The 13658-nt window shown below is 64.6% G+C and carries 16 protein-coding genes; 6 read left to right on the forward strand and 10 right to left on the reverse strand.

Features of this window, described 5'->3' with window-relative positions:
* Positions 1-31: 31 nt before the first annotated feature.
* Together EO245_RS00815 and EO245_RS00820 are read right to left on the reverse strand one after the other, a co-directional pair.
* A complete protein-coding gene (locus EO245_RS00815) occupies positions 32-274 on the reverse strand; it encodes a hypothetical protein (RefSeq protein WP_370246165.1) in 243 nt (80 codons plus the stop codon).
* 97 nt (positions 275-371) lie between these two features.
* On the reverse strand, positions 372-917 hold the full coding sequence (locus tag EO245_RS00820; protein ID WP_128891149.1) for a helix-turn-helix domain-containing protein: 546 nt from the start codon (positions 915-917) through the stop codon (positions 372-374).
* 166 nt (positions 918-1083) lie between these two features.
* Here EO245_RS00820 and EO245_RS00825 point away from each other — a divergent pair, with 166 nt between their 5' ends.
* Positions 1084-1422 carry a hypothetical protein gene (locus EO245_RS00825; RefSeq protein ID WP_128891150.1) on the forward strand — a complete coding sequence of 113 codons (339 nt, stop codon included), beginning with the start codon at positions 1084-1086 and terminating at the stop codon, positions 1420-1422.
* An 82-nt stretch (positions 1423-1504) separates the two neighbouring features.
* Here EO245_RS00825 and EO245_RS00830 read toward each other — a convergent pair whose 3' ends face one another.
* From EO245_RS00830 to galE, 3 genes are all read right to left on the reverse strand, one after another.
* Positions 1505-2137 carry an HAD family phosphatase gene (locus tag EO245_RS00830; RefSeq protein ID WP_128891151.1) on the reverse strand — a complete coding sequence of 211 codons (633 nt, stop codon included), beginning with the start codon at positions 2135-2137 and terminating at the stop codon, positions 1505-1507.
* 72 nt (positions 2138-2209) lie between these two features.
* Entirely contained in the window at positions 2210-2335 is a 126-nt protein-coding gene (ykgO, locus tag EO245_RS00835) for a type B 50S ribosomal protein L36 (RefSeq protein ID WP_050599643.1), read from the reverse strand.
* Between the two features lie 87 nt (positions 2336-2422).
* The gene (gene galE, locus EO245_RS00840) at positions 2423-3436 is read right to left on the reverse strand and encodes a UDP-glucose 4-epimerase GalE (RefSeq protein ID WP_128891152.1); all 1014 of its coding nucleotides are present in this window, start codon (positions 3434-3436) and stop codon (positions 2423-2425) included.
* 118 nt (positions 3437-3554) lie between these two features.
* On the opposite strand from galE, the gene EO245_RS00845 reads away from it, so the two are divergent.
* Positions 3555-4190: a DUF4136 domain-containing protein gene (locus tag EO245_RS00845; RefSeq protein WP_128891153.1), complete on the forward strand. Its 636-nt coding sequence runs from the start codon at positions 3555-3557 to the stop codon at positions 4188-4190.
* Positions 4187-5320, forward strand: coding sequence for a M14-type cytosolic carboxypeptidase (locus tag EO245_RS00850; RefSeq protein WP_128891154.1), 1134 nt, complete (start codon positions 4187-4189; stop codon positions 5318-5320). Before EO245_RS00845 ends, EO245_RS00850 begins: the two co-directional genes overlap by 4 nt.
* Before the next feature lie 73 nt (positions 5321-5393).
* Here EO245_RS00850 and EO245_RS00855 read toward each other — a convergent pair whose 3' ends face one another.
* From EO245_RS00855 to EO245_RS00865, 3 genes are read right to left on the reverse strand one after another with little or no spacing between them, the layout of a single operon-like run.
* Positions 5394-5798, reverse strand: a complete 405-nt coding sequence (locus EO245_RS00855; protein ID WP_128891155.1) for a cytidine deaminase — start codon at positions 5796-5798, stop codon at positions 5394-5396.
* Between the two features lie 14 nt (positions 5799-5812).
* Positions 5813-6514, reverse strand: coding sequence for a glycoside hydrolase family 25 protein (locus EO245_RS00860; RefSeq protein WP_234026916.1), 702 nt, complete (start codon positions 6512-6514; stop codon positions 5813-5815).
* A gap of 7 nt (positions 6515-6521) precedes the next feature.
* Complete coding sequence (locus EO245_RS00865; RefSeq protein ID WP_128891157.1) at positions 6522-7022, reverse strand: UPF0262 family protein; 501 nt, start codon at positions 7020-7022, stop codon at positions 6522-6524.
* 130 nt (positions 7023-7152) lie between these two features.
* Between EO245_RS00865 and EO245_RS00870 the strand changes: the two genes are divergently transcribed.
* Positions 7153-8679, forward strand: coding sequence for a replicative DNA helicase (locus EO245_RS00870; RefSeq protein WP_128891158.1), 1527 nt, complete (start codon positions 7153-7155; stop codon positions 8677-8679).
* 9 nt (positions 8680-8688) lie between these two features.
* Here the strand turns inward: EO245_RS00870 and EO245_RS00875 are convergent, their stop codons facing one another.
* Entirely contained in the window at positions 8689-9879 is a 1191-nt protein-coding gene (locus EO245_RS00875) for a phosphatidylserine/phosphatidylglycerophosphate/cardiolipin synthase family protein (RefSeq protein ID WP_128891159.1), read from the reverse strand.
* A 110-nt stretch (positions 9880-9989) separates the two neighbouring features.
* On the opposite strand from EO245_RS00875, the gene rpoZ reads away from it, so the two are divergent.
* Both rpoZ and EO245_RS00885 read left to right on the forward strand, forming a co-directional pair.
* Positions 9990-10334: a DNA-directed RNA polymerase subunit omega gene (gene rpoZ, locus EO245_RS00880; protein ID WP_128891160.1), complete on the forward strand. Its 345-nt coding sequence runs from the start codon at positions 9990-9992 to the stop codon at positions 10332-10334.
* A 124-nt stretch (positions 10335-10458) separates the two neighbouring features.
* Positions 10459-11631 (forward strand): DUF3667 domain-containing protein, encoded by a 1173-nt coding sequence (locus EO245_RS00885; RefSeq protein ID WP_128891161.1) that lies wholly within the window; start codon positions 10459-10461, stop codon positions 11629-11631.
* Positions 11632-11695: 64 nt separating this feature from the next.
* On the opposite strand, the gene ftsH is transcribed toward EO245_RS00885, so the two are convergent.
* On the reverse strand, positions 11696-13645 hold the full coding sequence (gene ftsH, locus EO245_RS00890; protein WP_128891162.1) for an ATP-dependent zinc metalloprotease FtsH: 1950 nt from the start codon (positions 13643-13645) through the stop codon (positions 11696-11698).
* Between the last annotated feature and the right edge of the window lie 13 nt (positions 13646-13658).

Consider the following 13658-nt stretch of genomic DNA (forward strand, 5'->3'; position numbering starts at 1 on the left):
GCCCCTGCCATGGCAACCCCGGTGTAACGACTTATCCAGCCGAGGCGTTCCACCAGTCGGCATAGCTCGAGTTCTTCACCAGCTTACGGTTTTCATCCAGAGCATCGTCGTCCCACCAGACCGGGCCGCGCTCGCCCAGTGCTACCTTTGCTGCGTGAACCTTGGCGCGGGCAGACTTGAGAGCGGCTTCGTCGCCCGACGCCTTGGCCGATTTCACCGCGCGGCGGGCGTCCATCAGCGCGTTCACCCAGCGCTGGCGTTCGTCTTCGGGCAAGTTCGGATTACTCGCGCGCCACAGCCTTCCGCGCACGATGATGTAGCGCCCGTCCGGGGTTCGGACAGGGCCGTCGTCGTCGCTTTGGGGCAGCGGATTACTCGGCGGCCTGGCGGCGGTTGAGATCGGCGTAGTCGCCGCGTCCGATAGCGTCGCCCGCTTCGGCACGGCTGCCGTCTTCGCGAATACCGAGTTCCTCCGGACGCGTAAGCCAGAGGTCTTCGGGTCCGAGCACGCGGCCGTCATGCGCGAGGATCGAGACCGGACCGATCGGCAGGCGGTCGCGCTCGTCGGTCAGCACCGGGTTCTCGACCATTTCGGCGCCGTATTTCTGGCCCCATTGGCGCAGGGCGAGCATGGCGGGGAGGAGGTCGAAACCCTTCTCCGTCAGGCGGTATTCGATGCGGCGGCGGTCGTCGGCGCAGGGCTGGCGATCGAGGATTCCATGCTCAACCAGCTTGGCGAGGCGATTGGACAGGATGTTCCGCGCGATGCCGAGTTCGGTCAGGAACTCCTCGAAGTGGTGCAGCCCGTTGAAGCTCGCCCGAAGGATCATGAAGGACCAGCGTTCCCCCATGACTTCAAGCGCTTCGGGCAGACCACAGCTGGTCAGTTCCTTAAGCGGTTCGCGCAGATCACCCATAAATCAGTCCTTCCCGACCCAGTGTGTAACGCGGAAAGCCCAAGTCACAAAACTGAAACTAAGTTTTCGGTTGCAACTTAATATCTATCAAGATAGGTAGTGATTCGCAACGGGTTGCATATTGCAACTCGCTAGCATCCAGACAAGTCCTCTCAGGAGCCGAAAAATGACCCTCTCCCTCTCCCGTGCTCGCGTTCTCCCGGTCGCTGTTCTCGCAGCTGCCTGGACCACCCTCACCTTCGGCGCGCTGACCTCGCCGGTCGAAGCGCGCGGCAACACGCCGTTCTACACCGCCGAGCTCGCCGCTCCGGCCAAGGAAGCCCGCACCGTTGCCGGCGGCGTCGTGTGGCAGTGCGAAGGCACCACCTGCGTTGCGGCCAAGGGCACCTCGCGCCCGGTCGTCATGTGCATGCGCCTCAACCGCGAACTCGGCGACGTCGCCTCCTTCAAGACGAAGGGCAAGGCGCTGGCCGACGAAAAGCTCGCTCGCTGCAACGGCGAGTAAGCCGAACTCACCCCAACCCGTCCTCTCCAACACGGGTTATCCTCAAGGGCTCCCGGCACCCCCGCCGGGGGCCCTTTTTTCATCAGAGCAGCCCGCGTTCCTGTAACTCGCTGCGCAGCCCTTCCGCGCCCCGGAAGTGATGCGCGTGCCAGCCCAGCCCGCGCGCTGCGACGACATTGGGCTCGCTATCGTCGATGAAGAGCATCGCTTGCGGCGCGTGGCCGAAACGCTGCTGCGCCAGCCGATAGATCGCGCTGCCCGGTTTCACGAGCCGCTCGTCGCCCGACACGACGATGTCGCGGAAGCGCCCCAGCACCGGCGTCGTGGGCCGGAACATGGCCCAGAAATCGGTCCCGAAATTGGTGATTGCATAAAGCGGGAGCCCGCGCGCATCGAGCGCTTCGATGATCTCGGCAACACCGGGGACCGGGCCGGGGATCGTTTCCAGCCAGCGGTCGCGATACGCTTCGATCTGCTCGCGATATTCGGGAAAGGCGCAGCTGCGTTCGGCGACCATCTCGTCGATCGGGCGGCCCGCATCGTGCTGGCCGTGCCATGCCTCGGTCACGACATTGCTGCAGAACCACTCGAGCTCGGCCGGATCGTCGAACAGTTTCGCGAACAGGATGCGCATGTCCCACTGCACGATCACGCGGCCGACGTCGAAGACGACTGCCTCGATGGCGGATTCGGAAAATGCGCGGGTGTCAGACATGCAAAAAGCCCCCGCTTTCGCGGAGGCCCTTCGATCTATCGCTGCCGCGACAAGCGCGCGGCACGACGCTGCTTAGCCCTGGCGGGCCTTGAAGCGACGGTTCGTCTTGTTGATGACGTAGGTCCGGCCACGACGGCGGATGACGCGACAATCGCGGTGACGGCCCTTCAGCGACTTGAGGCTGTTACGGATCTTCATGGCTCTACTTCCAAAAATAAGGGCACCGGAGGTAGTCTCCGATGCCGGAAATTCAAGCGGGGCGCATAAGGGGAGAATCGCGCACCGTCAACTCTGCCCGCGTATTTCGGAGAGTTTTCGTTCCCACTGCAGCGCATGGCCGATAATCGTATCGAGATCGGCATGGCGCGGCTGCCAGGGCAGGGTCGCCTTGAGGCGCGAGGGATCGGAAATGAGCGAGCCCGGATCGCCTTCGCGGCGCGGCTCCATCCGCCGCTCGATCGTGCGGTTGGTCACCCGGTCGACCGCATCAAGCACTTCCAGCACCGAGAAGCCGCGCCCGTAGCCGCAGTTCATGGTGAGCGAGGTCTCCGGCGAGGCGACCAGTTCCTCCAGCGCGAGAACATGCGCATTCGCGAGGTCGGAGACGTGGATGTAGTCGCGCACCCCCGTACCGTCGGGCGTGTCGTAATCGGTCCCGAACACCGCGACATGGTCGCGCTTGCCGAGGGCCGCCTCGACCGCGACCTTGATGAGATGCGTCGCCCCGGCCGTCGACTGGCCGGTGCGCCCGTCTGGATCGGCCCCCGCGACATTGAAGTAGCGCAGCGCGCAATAATTCATGTCGTGCGCGGCAGCGGTATCGGCGAGCATCCGCTCGGTCATCAGCTTCGACCAGCCATAGGGGTTGATCGGCGCCTGCGGCGTGTCTTCCGTCACCGCCTCGACATCGGGAATGCCATAGGTCGCGGCGGTCGAACTGAAGATGAAATGCTTCACCCCGCCTTTGACCGCAGCCTCGATCAGCGCGCGGCTCTTCACCGTGTTGTTATGGTAGTATTTGAGCGGGTCGGAGACGCTTTCGGGCACCACGACCGAGCCGGCGAAATGCATGATCGCGCCGGTCCCCTGCTCTTCGAAGATCCGCGCGAGAAGCGCCTGGTCTTCGATATCGCCTTCGTAGAACGGCACGCCTTTTGGCACGGCAAAGCGGAAGCCGGTGACGAGATTGTCGATCACCGCGACCGGCCATCCGGCATCGCGCAGCGCGAGCACCGCATGGCTGCCGATATAGCCGGCCCCGCCGGTCACCAGCACGCTGAAGGGTTTTGCCTGATTCATCCACGAATCCCTAGCATTGCCGCCCATCACAAGGGTTAACGCGGGCAGGTTTTTCCGCCATGAGGCGAAGCGGTGGGGCAACCGGTCCGCCCGCGGACCCGTCACAGGAGCTTGAGCAATGTCGATTTTCCGCCCTGCCGCCAAGGGCCTGCTTGCCGCAATGGGTGCCGCATCGCTTGCCGCCTGCGCCGCCGGCGTTCCGCCGCCCGGCCCGGTTTCCGTCACCCGCTTCATCGAACCGGCGAACCTTGCGCAGTACGATGGCGCGCGTTTCTTCGTCGAGACCGCGCCCGGCCGCGAGGAGCTCGCCAGCGAACTCGCACCGTACAAGGCAGCCGTCGCAGCCGAACTTGCCGAACGCGGCTATGTCGAAAGCGATCGCGAAGGCGCGGATTTCATCGCGCAGGTCCGGCTCGACCAGAGCGTCAGCGGCACGCCGCGCAACCGTCAGTCGCCCGTCAGCGTGGGCGTCGGCGGTTCGACCGGGAGCTATGGTTCGGGTGTTGGCGTCGGTATCGGCATCAATCTCGGCGGCGATCGTCGCCGGGGCGAGGAGCTTACCACCCAGCTCGGCGTGATGCTCCGCGACAAGGAGAGCGCCGCGACATTTTGGGAAGGCCGCGCGCAATTTTCGGTAAGCGTAAATTCACCTTTCGCCAATAGCGAGACCGGCGCTACGGCGGTCGCAGATGCCATGTTCCGGGAGTTTCCCGGCAACAATGGCGAAACAATAGAAGTCAGGGTTTCCGAGTGAGCAATATCCAGATCGATGCCAATTTCGACAGCGGCAATATCGAGGTGCTGTCGGTAGAGGGGGCATCGGCCACCCTCGCGATCCGCAAGGATCACATGTCCGAATTCAAGCAGTGGTTCCACTTCCGCGTCACCGGCGCTGCGGGCCGCGAGATCACCCTGAAGATCACCGGCCTCGAGAAATCCGCCTATCCGGGCGGCTGGCCGGACTACAACTGCCGCGTCTCGGAAGATCGCGAGTACTGGGCGGCCACCGCGTCGAGCTACGACAAGGACGAGGACGGCGGCACGCTCACCGTGCGCTACACGCCCGCCTCCGACATTGCCTGGTTCGCCTATTTCGCGCCCTATTCGATGGAGCGTCACCACGATCTCGTGGCCGAGGCGGCTGCGAGCGAGGGCGTGCGCTACGAGCGCCTCGGCGAAACGCTCGACGGGCAGCCGATCGACTACCTGACCTTCGGCGAGGGCGAGACGGTCGTCTGGCTCTACGCCCGCCAGCATCCCGGCGAGACGCAGGCCGAATGGTGGATGGAAGGCATGCTCGAGCAGATGACCGACCTGTCCGATTCGGTTGCCCGTGCGCTGCGCGAACGCTGCACCTTCCACGTCGTGCCCAACTGCAACCCGGACGGCTCGCGCCGTGGCCATCTCCGCACCAATGCGGTCGGCACCAACCTCAACCGCGAGTGGGACACGCCGACGGCCGAGAAATCGCCCGAAGTCCTCGCGATCCGTAACAAGATGGACGAAACCGGCGTCGACTTCGCAATGGACGTTCATGGCGACGAGGCGATCCCGGCAGTCTTCCTCGCAGGCTATGAAGGCATTCCCGACCTGACCGAGGAACACCTCGCAGGCTTTACCGATTACCGCGCGATCCTCGACCGGCGCACGCCCGACTTCCAGATCGCCAAGGGCTATCCGGTCTCGAAGCCCGGCACCGCCAATATGTCGATGAGCACCACGCAGGTCGCCCACCGCTTCGGCGCGACGGCGATGACGCTGGAAATGCCCTACAAGGACAACGACGATTGTCCCGACCCCGAGCAGAACTGGTCGCCGGAACGCTGCAAGCAGCTCGGCAAGGACTGCATGGGCGCGCTGCTGGAATGGCTCCAGCGCGGCTGAGCTTTCCCGATTTCAATGAAATAGAGAGCGGGCCGGTGGCGATAAGCTGCCGGCCCGTTTTTCTTGTGGCAGCTCAGACGAGGCTGGCGGGTCCGAATGCATCCGGCAGCAGCGCGGAGAGCGTCGTGCGCCGCACCTCGTCCGGGCCGACGCAGAGGATGTCCGGGTCCGTCCCGCCGAGCTGGGCAAGCTCGTTGAGAACCTGGCGGCAGCGGCCGCACGGCGTGATCGGCGCATCGCCCGGGCCGGTCACCGCGACCGCTTCCAGCCCGCCGCGAACGCCTGCATCCATCGCCTTGGCGACGGCGACCGTCTCGGCGCACAGGGCAAGGCCGTAGCTCGCATTCTCGATATTGGTGCCGGTCACGACCGTCCCGTCGGAGAAGAGCAACGCCGAGCCCACGGCAAAGCGCGAATAGGGCGAATAGCTTTGCGCGGCAGCCTCGCGTGCGGCGGCGATCAGGTCTTCGTCGGTCATTCTCGGGCCTTCCTTCACGGCTGCACCACCACCCATTCGATCGGCTCCTCGCTCGCTTCGCTGAGCAGGTCCTCGTTGGCCGACCATAGCAGCCACGGGCGGCCCGCATAGGTCGGCACGAAGCGGGTGCGGTTGACCCACAAGTTACGCTCGATCCTGCGCGCGAGGCCGTATTCGGCCTCGAACTCAGGCTCGACCTTGAGGATCGCGGGCTTGCCCGCATGGGTCTCGATCTGGTTGATCAGCGTCATAAGCTCGCTGTGCACGGCAGCCTCGTTGACCCGCTCCTCGCAAGCCTCGCCGGTGCGCGAAAGCGCGATGACCGGCGGAAGCATGTCCGCGCCGCGCGGGACCGTGGTGACGAAATTCGCCGACTGCCCGTCGGCCATGGTGCAGGGATCGAACCGGTGGACCGCGCCGACCTGCAGCCCTGCCTCGCGCGCGGCGGAGAAATTGCGGCTGAAGCGCGCGTCCTTTGCTCCGGCGCCGATGCTCGCCTCGAGATATACGAAGTTTGCACCCAGCGCCCGCAGCGTGCGGAAATTCACTGCCCCTTCCGCCTCGCCGACCAGCGCGCCCTGGTCGGGATAGGCGTCCTCGCCCGGCGTCCAGTGCTGGACGTCCCACCAGAACCACCCGCCCGCGACCAGCGCGGCGAGCAGCAGCACGCCGAGCGTGCGCGCGATCCAGGGATTGCGTTTCGTCCTGCGACCCACGGTATTCCTAACCCTTGATATGAAGCACGCAGATGAGCGTGAAGAGGCGGCGCGCGGTGGCGAAATCGGTTTCGATCTTGCCTTCCAGCTTCTCCATCAGGAGCTCGGCCGCCTCGTTGTGGATGCCGCGCCGCGCCATGTCGATCGTCTCGATTTCCGCCGGGGTCGCCTTGCGGATCGCTTGGTAATAGCTGTCGCAGATCGCGAAATATTCGCGGATCGGCCGGCGGAAACGTGCAAGGCCGAGAATCAGGGTCTCGACCGCTTCGCCGTCCATCGTGCGGATTTCCATCGCCAGCCGCCCGTCGACCACCGCGAGGCGCAGCTTGTACGGCCCGTCGTATCCCTTGCCCGCCGCGCGCACCGGCTTGAACACGTTTTCCTCGATCAGATCGTAGATCGCGACGCGCCGTTCCTGTTCGATATCCGCATTGCGCCAGAGGATCGTGTCCTCGTCGAGCGCGATATGCGCGATGCGAAATTTTTCTGACGGGTCGGCGCGGGTCATGATTGATGCTGCCTTCGCAGATTGCGGCGGGTCTCGGCAAGCGTTTCCAAACTCATCCCCGCTATCCACAATGAAGTGCAGCAATCGCGCACTTGCCAGCAGCGCCTTCGCTTGCGCAAAAGGGGCCGCGATGGCCGACCAAGATCTCCTGATAAGAAACGACGACATGACCGACACGGGCGCCGGCAACGGCGGCGGGCAGAGCCTGCCGAGCAATATCGAAGCCGAAGCCGCCTTCCTCGGTGCAGTCCTGATCGACAACCGCGTGCTCGAGGAATTGCCGATTGCGATTCGCCCCGAGCATTTCTTCGAACCGCTCCACCAGCGAATTTTCGATCGCATCACCCGGCTGGTCGAACGCGGCGCGGTGGTCACGCCGGTCACGCTCAAGCCCTATTTCGAAGCGGATGAGGCGCTGAAGGAATTGGGGGGGATCACCTATCTCGCCAAGCTGACCGCCGACGGCCAGGGCCTGCTCGCCCCGCGCGAGCTTTGCCAACAGATCTACGACCTCGCCCTGCTGCGTGAACTCGTCAGCGTCGGGCGCAATCTCGTCGAAGGCGCGCTCGACACGAGCGACGAGGTCGCGCCGATGGACCGCATCTCGCAGGCCGAAGCGAGCCTCTTCGCAGTAGCAGAGGGCGCGACCACGGGCAGCGAGGCCTCCAATTTCCGCGACGCCGCGATCACCGCGATCAAGCACGTCGAAGCGGCAATGAATTCGGGCGGCGGCCTGTCGGGCAAGACCTCTGGCCTCGGCTCGATCGACGACAAGACGTCGGGCCTGCACGATTCCGACCTCATCATCCTCGCCGGGCGTCCGGGCATGGGCAAGACCTCGCTCGCGACCAATATCGCCTTCAACTGCGCCGAGAAACATCTCGAATGGCAGCAGGACGGCGGCGAATTCAATTACGGCGCGCCTGTCGCCTTCTTCAGCCTCGAGATGAGCGCCGACCAGCTGGCGACGCGTATCCTCGCCGAGCAGGCAGGCATTTCGAGCGAGGCGCTGCGGTCGGGCAAGATGAGCCGCGACGACTTCCAGAAGCTGAGCTTCGCGAGCCAACGGCTGGCCGAACTGCCGCTCTATATCGACGACACGCCCGCGCTCACCATCGGCGGCCTGCGCACCCGCGCAAGGCGCCTGAAGCGGCGGCACGACATCGGACTGATCGTGGTCGACTATCTGCAGCTGCTGCAGGGTTCGGGCCGCGCGACCGACAATCGCGTGAACGAAATTTCCGAAATCAGCCGCGGCCTGAAGACGCTGGCCAAGGAACTCAGCGTGCCGGTCATTGCGCTTTCCCAGCTCAGCCGTGCGGTCGAGCAGCGCGAGGACAAGCGCCCGATGCTCTCCGACCTGCGCGAATCGGGCTCGATCGAGCAGGACGCGGACATGGTGTGGTTCATCTACCGCGCCGACTACTACCACGAAGCGATCCGCCCCGACCCGCCGAGCGACAGCTCGTCCGAGGCGGAGAAAGAGAAATACCGCATCTGGGAAGACCGCTACCTGGAGCTGAAGAACAAGGCGACGCTGATCGTCGCCAAGCAGCGCCATGGTTCGACCGGCAATGTCCCGCTGCTGTTCCAGAGCGAGATCACCAAGTTCACCTCGCCGAGCAAGAAGGACTACTCGGACTGGGGCTACGAATAGGCTTGTCGCCTATTGGCCGAGGTTGAGCCGGCGGCTCACCGTGTAGTCGATCACGCCGACCAGCAGCCAGCTGAGCCACCAGCGCACGCGGTTCACCACCCCTGCCCGGCTGCGGTGCAGTTCGGGCGTGATGACCTGGCTCGCGCCGGCATGGCTGTCGATGAAGCGGCGCATGCGCTCGGCAAGGTCCGAATCCTCGATCCGCACCATCAGCTCGAGGTTGAGGTAGAGGCTGCGCATGTCGAAATTGGCGCTGCCGATATAGGTCTTGTCGTCGATCACGATCAGCTTGGTGTGCAGCATGCGCGGGCGGAACTCGAAAATCTCCGCGTCGCGCTTGAGCAGGTAGGAATAGAGCGAGCGGGTCGCGCCGATGGTCGCGCCATTGTCCGACTTGGCGGCGAGCACCAGCCGCGCCTCGCCCCGCTTCCCGATCGTCGCGATGCGCTTCAAGAGGCGGTAGGCGGGCGAGAAATAGGCCATCACCATATCGAGCCGCGAGGCATGGATCAGATCGTGCCCGACATGGCGCGCCCAGCTCGACAGGCCGACGGTAGGGCCGCCGATCAGCAGCCGCACTGTGCCCTCGCCCGGCTGCCATTCGCGCACCATCTTGCGGATCGCGCGGAACTGCGCCTTGGGCCGGTGGGCCCATTCCGAAAGCGCATCGAACCACCGCGTGAGGTCTTCGACGACCGCCCCCTCGATCGCGACACCGAGGTCCTGCCAGCCCTCGCCCGCTTTTTCCGCGAAATAGCTGTCCTCGATATTGAACCCGCCGATCATCGCGCGCTTGCCGTCGGCGATGATCAGCTTCTGGTGGTTGCGGATGAGGTAGCGGCGGCTCCATTTCGGGCTGAAGCGGTCGAAAGTGCCGCCTGCCTCGACCAATGGGGCGAAGAAGCTGTCGGGCGCCTCGGCCCCGAAGCCGTCGACCATCAGCTGGACCCTGACCCCGCGCCGGGCCGCCTCGACCAGCGCATCGCGCACTTCGGTGCCCACACGGTCGGCGGAGTAGATGTAGAAGCACAGCCGCAGGCTCTCGCGCGCCGAGGCAATCAGGTCGAGGATTGCAGCGAGCCTGTCGTCGCCGCCGGGCAGGACGCACAGGTGATGCCCCTGCGCGTCGAACTCGAACACGGCGGGATCGTCCCACGCAGGCGTTTTCGACCGCCCCTTCGAGATCTCCTGCCCGACCATCGCAACCGGCCCTAACGCATGGGCCGCAGCCCGCGCAATTCCTTGACTCGCGCCCTCCCCCGCCTTATCTGGCGCACTTTCCCGAAACACCAAGCTTATCGGAGTGCCCAATGGCGCGCGTTACTGTCGAAGATTGTGTCGACAAGGTTCCCAACCGGTTCGATCTCGTCCTGCTTGCCGCACAGCGTGCGCGCGAGATTTCCGGTGGTGCCGAACTGACGATCGATCGCGACCGCGACAAGAACCCGGTCGTCGCCCTGCGCGAAATCGCCGAGCAGACGATCAAGCCGAAGGAACTGCACGAAGCGGTCGTCACCAACCTGCAGAAGATCCTGCCGGACGATGAGGACGAAGCCGATGAAATCGGTTCGCTGAGCCAGTCGGCCGAGGCGCTGCGGATCACCGCATCCGCCCCGACCCGCTCGACTTCGATCGGTGCCGACTACGACGGCTGAGCCGCCGCGCACCGCAAGGGACTGAATAGTCCAGGCAAAAGCCGCTCCGAACCGGGGCGGCTTTTTGCGTTGCAGCACAGCCCCTCTCCGCGATAGGCTCGCCTTTGCGAAGAGAGGGGGTCTCATGAGCGACATCGGCGAAGCATTCGGCTCGGCAGTGCAGGGCGGCCTGTTCGCGCGCGCGATCGAACCCCATTCGGGCGCGAAGTCCGCCCACCCCAACCAGCCCGAGAATTGCGAGAACTGCGGGACGCCGCTGCAAGGCGCCTATTGCCACGCCTGCGGCCAGCGCGGGCACATCCACCGCACCATCGGCGGTTTCATGCATGAGTTGCTCCACGGCGCGCTGCATTTCGAAGGCAAGCTGTGGCGCACATTGCCGATGCTGGTGTTCAAGCCGGGCCAGCTTACCCGCCGCTATATCGACGGGCAGCGCGCACGCTTCGTCTCGCCGATGGCGCTGTTCCTGTTCTCCATCTTCCTCATGTTCGCCATCTTCCAGCTTGCCGGCATCACTGCGCCGACCGAGATCAAGGGCAACCAGGCAGAGCAGCTGCGCGAACTGGCGATCAGCGAAGTCACCCGCTTGGAAGCGAAGCAGGACGAGCTGAACGCGCAGCTGGCCGAGGGCGATCTGGAGCCGGGAGAACGCCAGCAGCTGCAGGTCGAGCTCCAGCAGGTCGAGCGCGAGCTCGAAGGCATCGCCTCGGCGCAGGAGGAGATCCCGTTCCTCGCCGGCGTGACCGAAGCTGCCGACAAGGCCGACGAGCCCGCCGCCGAGGAGCCCACACCCGATAGCGAGGAACGGGACACGGTCATCGACCTGTCGGAAGACAAGACCGCCAAGATGACGGTCGGCTCCTCGGATGTCGCCTTCGTAGAAGCCGCAGTCGACAAATGGCGCAAGAACCCCGGGCTGATGCTCTACAAATTGCAGGCGAATTTCTACAAGTTCAGCTGGCTGCTGATCCCGCTATCGATCCCCTTCGTGTGGCTGCTGTTCGCCTGGAAGCGCCGCTTCAAGGCCTACGACCACGCAATCTTCGTGACCTATTCGCTCAGCTTCATGACGTTGCTGATCATCACCGCGACCTTGCTCGGCGTGGCCGGGGCACCGTCGGTGGCGGTCATCAGCCTGCTGATGACTGTGCCGCCGCTCCATCTCTACAAGCACCTGCGAAAGACTTACGAGATCGGCCGGTTCAGCACGATCTGGCGGCTGCTCGTCCTCAGCAGCTTCATCGTGGTGATCCTGATGATCTTCCTGCAAATCCTGATCCTGCTCGGGGCGTTCTGAGGACGCATACGAAAAAGGGCGCCGCGATTGCTCGCAGCGCCCTTCTCGTTTCGGAACTGTAAGATCAGGCGCCCTGCGGCGCGGTGCCTCCGCCGAATTTCTTGCCCGCCTTGGGAATGGCGGAACCGGTAATCGGCTTCACCTTGCTCGGCCCCTTGGGTTCGTCGGGGCGTTCGAGCTTGCCGTCCTCGAGCAGCTGCTTGATCTCGTCGCCGGTCAGCGTCTCGTATTCGAGCATCGCCTGGGCGAGGAGGTGCAGCTTGTCTTCCTGCTCGGTCAGGATTTCGGTCGCCCGCTTGTGCGCACCTTCGACGAGGTCGCGGATTTCGGCGTCGATCAGCTTGTTCGTCTCTGCCGAACCCATGGTGCGGGCCGACTGGCCCATGCCGAGATAGCCTTCCTGCTGCTCTTCATACTGCAGCGGGCCGAGCTTGTCGGACATGCCCCACTTGGTGACCATGTTGCGCGCGAGGCTGGTCGCATACTGGATGTCGGAGCTTGCGCCGCTCGACACCTTGTCGTGGCCGAAGATGATCTCCTCGGCGACGCGGCCGCCCATGCTGACGGCGAGGTCGGCATGCATCTTGTCGCGGTGGTAGGAGTAGTTGTCGCGTTCCGGCAGGCGCATCACCATGCCCAGCGCACGGCCGCGCGGGATGATCGTCGCCTTGTGGATCGGGTCCGATGCCGGCTCGTTCAGCGAGACGAGCGCATGGCCCGCCTCGTGATAGGCAGTCATCTTCTTCTCGTCCTCGGTCATGACCATCGAGCGGCGCTCGCTGCCCATCATGACCTTGTCCTTCGCGTCCTCGAATTCCTGCATCGCGACGAGGCGCTTGTTGCGGCGTGCAGCCAGCAGCGCAGCCTCGTTGACGAGGTTCGCAAGATCCGCACCCGAGAAGCCCGGAGTGCCGCGCGCAATGGTGCGCGGGTTCACATCGGGTGCGAGCGGAACCTTCTTCATGTGCACTTCGAGGATCTTCTCGCGGCCCTCGATGTCGGGCACGGGCACCACGACCTGGCGGTCGAAACGGCCCGGGCGCAGCAGCGCGGGGTCGAGCACGTCGGGACGGTTCGTCGCCGCGATAATGATGATGCCTTCGTTCGCCTCGAAGCCGTCCATCTCGACCAGCAGCTGGTTCAACGTCTGCTCGCGTTCGTCGTTCGAATTGCCGAGGCCGTGGCCGCGCGAACGGCCGACCGCGTCGATTTCGTCGATGAAGACGATGCACGGCGCGTTCTTCTTCGCCTGTTCGAACATGTCGCGCACACGGCTGGCGCCGACGCCGACGAACATCTCGACGAAGTCCGAACCGGAAATGGTGAAGAAGGGCACGCCCGCCTCGCCTGCGATTGCGCGAGCGAGCAGCGTCTTGCCGGTACCGGGCGAGCCGACCAGCAGCGCACCCTTGGGGATCTGGCCGCCGAGCTTGGAGAAGCGCTGCGGGTCCTTCAGGAACTCGACGATTTCTTCCAGCTCCTCGCGCGCTTCGTCGATGCCTGCGACATCGGCAAAGGTCACGCGGCCCTGCTTTTCGGTCAGCATTTTGGCCTTCGACTTGCCGAAGCCCATAGCGCCGCCAGCGCCTCCGCCCTTTTGCACCTGCCTCAGGGCAAAGAAGGCGATGCCGAGGATCAGGAGGAAAGGCAGCGACTGGAGGAGGATGACCAGCAGCGGGTTCATCGTCTCGCGCGCCGCGCCGGTGTAGCGGACGTTCTTCTCTTCGAGCAGCTTGGTAAGCTCACCATCGCCGGCGACCGGAACGGTGGAGAATGCCTCCCCGTTCTTGAGCTTGCCGGTGATGCGATCCGGCCCGATCTGGACCTCTTCGACTTCACCCTGCTCGACCTGCGCACGGAAACCCGAATAGTCGATTTCGGTGGTCGTGCCCGGGCCCGCATTGCCGAACATCGTCGCAACCAGCAGCAGGGCGAGGAAAATGCCGCCCCAGATCATCAGGCTCTTCACCCAGGGGTTCTGGCCCTGCGGCTCGGGATTGTTGTCGTCGTTCATCGCGATGAAGCGT

The sequence above is a fragment of the Erythrobacter sp. HKB08 genome, assembly GCF_004114695.1.
Lineage (GTDB): Bacteria > Pseudomonadota > Alphaproteobacteria > Sphingomonadales > Sphingomonadaceae > Parerythrobacter_A.

Bases quoted from the DNA above. Each gene is read 5' to 3' on its own strand.
- EO245_RS00820 (WP_128891149.1), bottom strand. From the start codon at position 917: ATGGGTGATCTGCGCGAACCGCTTAAGGAACTGACCAGCTGTGGTCTG.
- EO245_RS00825 (WP_128891150.1), top strand. From the start codon at position 1,084: ATGACCCTCTCCCTCTCCCGTGCTCGCGTTCTCCCGGTCGCTGTTCTC.
- EO245_RS00830 (WP_128891151.1), bottom strand. From the start codon at position 2,137: ATGTCTGACACCCGCGCATTTTCCGAATCCGCCATCGAGGCAGTCGTC.
- ykgO (WP_050599643.1), bottom strand. From the start codon at position 2,335: ATGAAGATCCGTAACAGCCTCAAGTCGCTGAAGGGCCGTCACCGCGAT.
- galE (WP_128891152.1), bottom strand. From the start codon at position 3,436: ATGAATCAGGCAAAACCCTTCAGCGTGCTGGTGACCGGCGGGGCCGGC.
- EO245_RS00845 (WP_128891153.1), top strand. From the start codon at position 3,555: ATGTCGATTTTCCGCCCTGCCGCCAAGGGCCTGCTTGCCGCAATGGGT.
- EO245_RS00855 (WP_128891155.1), bottom strand. From the start codon at position 5,798: ATGACCGACGAAGACCTGATCGCCGCCGCACGCGAGGCTGCCGCGCAA.
- EO245_RS00865 (WP_128891157.1), bottom strand. From the start codon at position 7,022: ATGACCCGCGCCGACCCGTCAGAAAAATTTCGCATCGCGCATATCGCG.
- EO245_RS00870 (WP_128891158.1), top strand. From the start codon at position 7,153: ATGGCCGACCAAGATCTCCTGATAAGAAACGACGACATGACCGACACG.
- EO245_RS00875 (WP_128891159.1), bottom strand. From the start codon at position 9,879: ATGGTCGGGCAGGAGATCTCGAAGGGGCGGTCGAAAACGCCTGCGTGG.
- rpoZ (WP_128891160.1), top strand. From the start codon at position 9,990: ATGGCGCGCGTTACTGTCGAAGATTGTGTCGACAAGGTTCCCAACCGG.
- EO245_RS00885 (WP_128891161.1), top strand. From the start codon at position 10,459: ATGAGCGACATCGGCGAAGCATTCGGCTCGGCAGTGCAGGGCGGCCTG.
- ftsH (WP_128891162.1), bottom strand. From the start codon at position 13,645: ATGAACGACGACAACAATCCCGAGCCGCAGGGCCAGAACCCCTGGGTG.